We start from the raw sequence: 3,710 nt of genomic DNA, 5'->3' as shown, positions 1-3,710 counted from the left end.
CTCAGTTCACGTTCCCACTGCCAGCCGGTGGTGTCGTCGAAAGCCACCAGCCGCATGCGGCAGTCGCCCCCCGCTTCGGGCCAGTCGCTGCGGGCTTCGAAGAGAATGTCGCCACCGTGGCCACCGTCGTCCACCAGGCTGACGCAGGCCTGCTTGGTCGTGGGGCCGGTACAGCCGCCTCCCGTGGCCGCCGCCGCGGTACCGGCGGTGCCAGCCAGTGCGAAGCCCGCCAGGGCAAGGGCGGTCGTCGCCCATGCCGCGGCATGCGGTAATGCACGCAGAATCATTGTTCCACCTCATATGACTCGGCTTTCCGGAAGATCACCGGAAAGGAATGTGCCGAGCATATGACGAGGCGATCTTTCGTGCCGCGGAATTTTCACGCCGGGTCAGGCAGTAGGAGGGGACGGCGGGTTGTGCCCCGCTCGCCCAGCGCAACCCGGTGCCGGCGGACGCACTCAGGCTGCGGCATTCTCGCGAGGCCCGGTCGCGAAGGCCAGGATATGAGGGACCGCCTCGCGCAGACTGACGAAGTGGCGGTGCACGCCCTCCACCGCGACGGCGGCATTCACCCCCCACACCGTCATCCCGGCCCGCAGCCCGGACCGCACCCCGGACGGGGCGTCCTCGATGACCAGGCAGTCTTCCGGCTCGGCTCCCAGTTTCTCAGCGGCTCGCAGATACGGGACAGGCGAGGGCTTGCCCTCCTCGACAGCGGCCGCGTCCACGATCAACCCCGGCACCGGCAAACCCGTCCGCAGGAAACGACCGCGCACCCGGTGCTCGTAGTTCGAGGTCACCAGCGCCCAGCACTCCGGCGGCAAGCCCTGCAGCAGCTCGGACGCGCCCTCGAAAGCGCCATAGACGCCGGAACGGACGTCTTCGTCCTCCAGTTCGTGCAGCAGGGCCAGACACTCGCCCGGATCCCGGTCCGCAGCCACCTGAGCGAACGTTTCCATCGGCCGCGTCCGCAGAGCGACCCGGTAGACCTCATCTGCGTCCAACCCGTACCGCTCCGCCCAGGTACCCCAGACCCGGCGCTGGTTGCTCACCGCGTCGATCAAGGTGCCGTCGACGTCGAACAGAACGTACTTCATGCGGCCCGGCCGCGTGGCTTCACTGGTCACCCGCCGATCATGCCAGGCAGCGAACAGACGATTGCGGGCTCAGCCGGTTCTGGCGCCGGGCAAACGCAAGCCCGGGCGGCACCAGGTCCTCATCGTGGACGGCACGCCGGTGCCCACCCGGGACCGGAGTGTGTCCGCCTCGTCGAAGAACTACCGTTGCCCGGCCAACCTCCAGGTCCTCGTCAAGGCCGAGACCCGGCTCGTGCGGGCCGTCGGCCGGCCGCTGCCGGGCAACCGCAACGACTGCACCGCCTTCGCCGAGTCCGGCATCAAGGACGCCTGTGGCAACGCGACCGTCCTCGCCGACGGCGGCTACCAGGGCACCGGAGTCCTCATGCCCCACCGGCGCCAGGCCGGACAGGACCGGCTCCCGGACTGGAAAGAGCGGCACAACGCCTCCCACCGGCAGGTCCGGGCCCGGGGTAGAGCATGCCTTCGCCCGGATGAAGAACCGGAAGATCCTGCGGGACTGCCGCCTCAAGGGCGACGGTGTCCGGTGGGCCACCAGCGGGCGTCGCCCACATGCACAACCTCGCCCTCGGCCGGACTTGATCACAGCATCACGAGACAGCCTTTAGGCGCGAGAACTCCTCGCTGGGCTGTGGCGGCCCGACTCCACGTGGCTGACGTAGGGCGGGTCGAAGCCCATGGCCAGCGCCAACGCACTCTTGGACATGCCGCGTACTTCCCGCCAACGCGCCACCTCGGCCGCGTAGTCCTCAGCTGCCTGCTCGACGGTGCTCTCCTCACCCCCAGCATCCGGTACCTGGACAATTCTCCTGGCTGGGACGGTGCAGACGGTTGGCACGGGACTACGAGCGCAAGCCCGCGCACGCCGAAGCGATGATCAAAGTCGCCATGATCCGCCTCATGGCCGCCCGCCTCGCCGGCGAGGAGATCGAACCGCGCGGCCCCATCGAGACCGAAGCAGCCCGCCGCCTCGCCGACGACCTCAAGAATGAGTGATCACCCGACCCCCAACACCTTCTTACGCGCGTGTTCGGCCAATCACGGGGTCAGCCTCGCAGTTCCCCGAGCCCCTGATGGTGAGACCGTGTAGACCTTCCCGAAGGCCCGGAGGGTTTCGGCCGGGTCGCCGGGGCGGCCTCGCAGGACGGCGTCCAGGAAGGCGAGGGTGGCTCCGGCGACGACGCGCGAGCTCTCGGTGCGGCCCAGAGTGCCGACGATCGAGGGCACCGGCGGCAGGTAGAGCGGGCCGTCCATGAACGTGAGGTGCCCCGCGCCGGCGACGGCAAGCCGGTAGCTCGTCGTGGTGCTGTGCTCGAAGGCGTCGGTGAGGCGGGGCAGGTAGCGCGGGTCGGTGCCGGCGGTGATCTCCTGGGTGAGCGCGAGCGCCGGCTGCTCGAGGGCGGGCGCGGTGGGGCCGTGGGGGTAGCCGTCCAGGTCGACGACGGCGTCGAACCGGCGGTCCTGCCGGGCCGCCTGCAGGGCGGCGGCACCGCCCAGGGAGTGGCCCGCCACCGCGGCGCGGCCGGTGTCCAGGCGTCCGGTCAGCGGGTCGGCGGTCTCGCCCCGGTCCAGCCGTTCCAGCTGGGTGAGGACGAAGCCGAGGTCGGCGGCCCGGACGGCGGTCCAGCCCGCCGCCAGCTCCTCGTCCCGGTCCCGATCCCCGCTGGAGGCGGTCGTGGCATGGATCGTGCGGCCGTCGGCGAGGACGACGACGGCGGAGTCGTACGGGTGGTCGAGGGCGGCGACCAGGTAGCCGTGGCTGGCCAGCTCCTCCGCCCAGGCGGTGTTCTGGGTCCGCACCCCGCCCGACCCCGGGGAGAACAGGACGACCGGGAACCGTTCTCCCCCACCGGCCACCGGGGCGTCGACGACCGCACGGCTGCGAGCCCGCGGGACGCCGTCGACCAGGAAGCCGGGCAGGCCGACCCCGTCGGCGAGGGCCTCGGCGACGGTGCGCGCCTCCTGCTCCGTGCGTCCCAAGTACTGGGCCCGCTGGGTGCCGGTGGGGCTCTTCTGCGCGGGGTACCAGAGCTGGGCCACGACCGTGCGCCGGTCGTCCGGATCGGCGGTGAAGCTCTCGGGGCGGAGCGGGTCGGTCCACTGCACCACCCGGGTGCCGACCGCGAAGCCGCCCGACGGCTCGGGGAACTCGGGCAGGGGGAAGGCCCAGGCCGCAACCGGGCCAATGGCGATCAGGCCGGCGCAGGCCAGCGATCCCGGCAGGGCCAGCCACCAGCGGGCCCGCCACGCCGGTCGGCCGGTACGGCGTCGCAGCAGGGGCGGGAGGGCGAACGCCGACGCCAGGGCGGCGCCGGCCAGGACCGGCAGCAGCTGCCAGCGGATGCCCAGCACGCCCAGCACGCCCAGCACGGTCACGGACGCCACGAGCACCGCCCCCGCCCCGATCGTGCCGGGCCGGCGGGCGGCCGGGGGGAGCCAGCGCGCCGCCACCAGCGCGAGGGCACCCAGCAGGACGAGGACTTCCGGAAGGGACATCGACAGCCCCGTGATGGTTTCGGTCACCCGGCCATGCTCGACGCCAGGTCCGCGCCTCCGCATCGGTCCCGGGTCGCCGCCGGTTGCCACTCCGGTCGCAACCCGGGCGGGCCGCGG

At 72.0% G+C, this 3,710-nt stretch carries 4 protein-coding genes and 2 pseudogenes; 2 read left to right on the top strand and 4 right to left on the bottom strand.

Annotated features, from left to right (window positions below):
• Both AB0K09_RS31170 and AB0K09_RS31165 read right to left on the bottom strand, forming a co-directional pair.
• A partial coding sequence (locus AB0K09_RS31170; RefSeq protein WP_366068754.1) for a hypothetical protein occupies nt 1-287 on the bottom strand: 287 nt, incomplete at its 3' end.
• Nucleotides 288-458: 171 nt separating this feature from the next.
• Nucleotides 459-1,097 (bottom strand): HAD-IA family hydrolase, encoded by a 639-nt coding sequence (locus AB0K09_RS31165; RefSeq protein WP_366068756.1) that lies wholly within the window; start codon nt 1,095-1,097, stop codon nt 459-461.
• Nucleotides 1,098-1,212: 115 nt separating this feature from the next.
• Between AB0K09_RS31165 and AB0K09_RS31160 the strand changes: the two are divergent.
• Nucleotides 1,213-1,679, top strand: a pseudogene (locus AB0K09_RS31160) (transposase); the annotation flags it as partial.
• Nucleotides 1,680-1,701: 22 nt separating this feature from the next.
• Here the strand turns inward: AB0K09_RS31160 and AB0K09_RS31155 are convergent.
• On the bottom strand, nt 1,702-1,830 hold the full coding sequence (locus AB0K09_RS31155) for a helix-turn-helix transcriptional regulator (RefSeq protein ID WP_366068753.1): 129 nt from the start codon (nt 1,828-1,830) through the stop codon (nt 1,702-1,704).
• A gap of 71 nt (nt 1,831-1,901) precedes the next feature.
• Here AB0K09_RS31155 and AB0K09_RS31150 point away from each other — a divergent pair.
• Nucleotides 1,902-2,093 (top strand): annotated as a pseudogene (locus AB0K09_RS31150) (IS5/IS1182 family transposase); the annotation flags it as partial.
• Between the two features lie 42 nt (nt 2,094-2,135).
• On the opposite strand, the gene AB0K09_RS31145 reads toward AB0K09_RS31150, so the two are convergent.
• On the bottom strand, nt 2,136-3,656 hold the full coding sequence (locus AB0K09_RS31145) for a hypothetical protein (RefSeq protein ID WP_366068755.1): 1,521 nt from the start codon (nt 3,654-3,656) through the stop codon (nt 2,136-2,138).
• Between the last annotated feature and the right edge of the window lie 54 nt (nt 3,657-3,710).

It is taken from the genome of Streptomyces sp. NPDC049577, assembly GCF_040675635.1.
Taxonomy (GTDB): domain Bacteria; phylum Actinomycetota; class Actinomycetes; order Streptomycetales; family Streptomycetaceae; genus Streptomyces.
This window is presented reverse-complemented; position numbering and strand designations above follow the sequence as displayed.